Annotated in this window: 1 protein-coding gene and 2 rRNA genes; 2 read left to right on the top strand and 1 reads right to left on the bottom strand. The window is 41.1% G+C overall.

Annotated elements, in window-relative coordinates; genetic code table 11:
• Positions 1–89, top strand: a 5S ribosomal RNA gene (gene rrf / locus ACTND6_RS10715); the annotation flags it as partial.
• A gap of 82 nt (positions 90–171) precedes the next feature.
• On the opposite strand, the gene ACTND6_RS10710 is transcribed toward rrf, so the two are convergent.
• Positions 172–1,635: a C69 family dipeptidase gene (locus ACTND6_RS10710; protein ID WP_441024263.1), complete on the bottom strand. Its 1,464-nt coding sequence runs from the start codon at positions 1,633–1,635 to the stop codon at positions 172–174.
• A 344-nt stretch (positions 1,636–1,979) separates the two neighbouring features.
• Here ACTND6_RS10710 and ACTND6_RS10705 point away from each other — a divergent pair.
• Positions 1,980–2,895, top strand: a 16S ribosomal RNA gene (locus tag ACTND6_RS10705); the annotation flags it as partial.

Here is a 2,895-nt window from a genome sequence, read left to right as displayed (position 1 = left end):
GTGGTCACACCTGTTCCCATCCCGAACACAGAAGTTAAGCACATCAGCGGCAAAAATAGCCTTACGGTGAATCGAGCACGTTGCCAGGTCTTTGCTTTTTTTTATTTTTTTAATATGAAAAAGAGTAGGGAATGCTGTTTCTCTACTCTTTTTTAGCTATGTTTGAATTTTTTAGTTATCAGCTCGATTATAGTTACATTTCATATGTTTGCTTCTTTCAAGCAATACGTTATTCAATGCTTTTGTTGCTTCTTCCTTTGCCATTTCAGCTATTGCTTCATTTGCTTCATCAATGAGTGAATAGTTATTTGATTCCATTATCTTTTGATCGTAACAGCGTATAATTTCATGTGCTCTTGCGGCTACTGTACCCTGATAGCGTTCTACAAGCTGAATGGATGCTGCATAATCTGCGTCAGCTAATGCACCAATCAATCTACTTACCCAATAGAAACTGTTGGAATCTACATCTAATGTTGTTCCACTTACATATTTTGGCAACTTTTTAGTGTTTGTATAGAATGGAATCACAACATTGAAAGGGTTTGGACCAAAGCAAATCCATTCAATAGCACGAATTTCATCAGGTAATTCATTTCTGATCTGATTAATAGACATGAATCCTGTTCTTGCGATACCAATTGTTCTGTACATGCCTTTTTTATCAGAATGAGATGAAGAATATGGATTATATTCTGTTCCTTGATAATAGGATGAGAGAATATATTTCACGTCTTCGACAGTGATTTTTCTTTCTGGAACCATTGCCCAAGGAATATCGTCACTTTCTGGAGTAAAGTCTGCGTTTTCACCATCCCAGATATATGTTCTTGGATTGAAGTATCGAGCCATATACCATGCACGAGGTGTATTGTATACATGATCTTGATCAGAGTGAGATCCAAAGATCAATCTTGGATTAAACTCTCCATCATTATTTGTATCTAAATGATTATCTGAAATAAATTCCTTCAAGTCCTTTGAACACATGTTTTCTTTCTGCTCACCAAAGGCATCATCAATATCAAATCGATCAAGACCAAATTGATTAGGCATAATGACATATTCTTCATCTTTAACTTTTCTAGCAATCCAATGATGACCACCAATAGATTCAAACCACCAGATTTCATCTTTATCATTGAAAGCAATACCATTAGATTCATAAGTCCCATATTTTTCTATCAGCGATGCTAAACGAATGACACCTTCTCTTGCAGAATGAATATATGGGAGTACTAGAACAACAAGATCTTCTTCTCCAATACCACCAATAACATCTTTTTCTTTTTTACTTTTTGCTTTTTTATACTTTACAAGAGGATCAGCTCCCAGAGTTCGTGCATTACTTGTAATTGTTTCCGTTGCAGTCATGCCAATATTTTCTTCATTGATGCCAGCTGCAGCCCAGACACCTTCTTTTTTATCAACATTTGGTGAACATGTATATGACAATCCATCTTCAGGAAGCTCGATTTCAACATGTGAAATCACAGATTTGTATTTGCGAGATTGTTTCTTTGGATCAATGACTACTAATTCTTTTACATCATAGAAACCGTCATCGTTTCTAGCAATCATTGTTGATCCATCATTACTTGCTTTTTTACCTACTAATATTGTTGTACAAGCCATAAATTTACCTTCTTTCTAATACAGGTATTCTACTACTTTTTTAATACTGGAGCGAAAAAATAGCATTTGAAGAAAAAATAAATGAAATTTTCCTTGCAAAGAGAGAGGAAAGAGAGTATATTCAATAGGCCGCAGAGAAGTGTGAGACATGGAAACAAAAAAAGCGAAAAAACATGTTGACAGAGGAAGCGGGAAGATGATATACTCATCGAGCACTGTTCGAAAGGGCAGTGAGGAAGTTCTTTGAAAACTGAACAGGAAATAGACACATTACAAGAAACAACGAACGTCAATAAGTTTATGCAAGAAAGACAGCGACAGGCTGTCACAATAGAAGAGCTAATCAAATGAAGAGTTTGATCCTGGCTCAGGATAAACGCTGGCGGCGTGCCTAATACATGCAAGTCGATCGATAGAAGTCCAGCTTGCTGGACGGAAATAGAGGCGAACGGGTGAGTAATACGTAAGCAACCTGCCCACGAAGACCGGGATAATCCCTGGAAACGGGGACTAAGACCGGATAGGTACACAGACCGCATGGTCTGTGTATTAAAGGAGAGAGACACTGGTGGATGGGCTTACGGTGCATTAGCTGGATGGTGAGGTAACGGCCCACCATGGCGATGATGCATAGCCGGGCTGAGAGGCTGAACGGCCACATTGGGACTGAGACACGGCCCAGACTCCTACGGGAGGCAGCAGTAGGGAATTTTCGGCAATGGGGGCAACCCTGACCGAGCAACGCCGCGTGAGTGATGAAGGTCTTCGGATTGTAAAGCTCTGTTGTAAGGGAAGAACGGCATCTAGAGAATAGGTGAGTGACGGTACCTTACCAGAAAGCTACGGCTAACTACGTGCCAGCAGCCGCGGTAATACGTAGGTAGCGAGCGTTATCCGGAATTATTGGGCGTAAAGGGTGCGTAGGCGGCCTGTTAAGTTTATGGTGAAAGCGTGGGGCTCAACCCCATAAAGCCATAGATACTGGCAGGCTAGAGTACTGGAGAGGGTAGTGGAATTCCATGTGTAGCGGTAAAATGCGTAGATATATGGAGGAACACCGGTGGCGAAGGCGGCTACCTAGACAGAGACTGACGCTGAGGCACGAAAGCGTGGGGAGCAAATAGGATTAGATACCCTAGTAGTCCACGCTGTAAACGATGAATGCTAGGTATCGGGGCGACCCGGTGCCGAAACTAACGCGATAAGCATTCCGCCTGTGGAGTATGCACGCAAGTGTGAAACATAAAGGAATTGACGGGG

Origin of the sequence: Bulleidia sp. HCP3S3_C9, assembly GCF_052064035.1 — a bacterium.
Lineage (GTDB): Bacteria > Bacillota_I > Bacilli_A > Erysipelotrichales > Erysipelotrichaceae > Bulleidia.
This window is presented reverse-complemented; position numbering and strand designations above follow the sequence as displayed.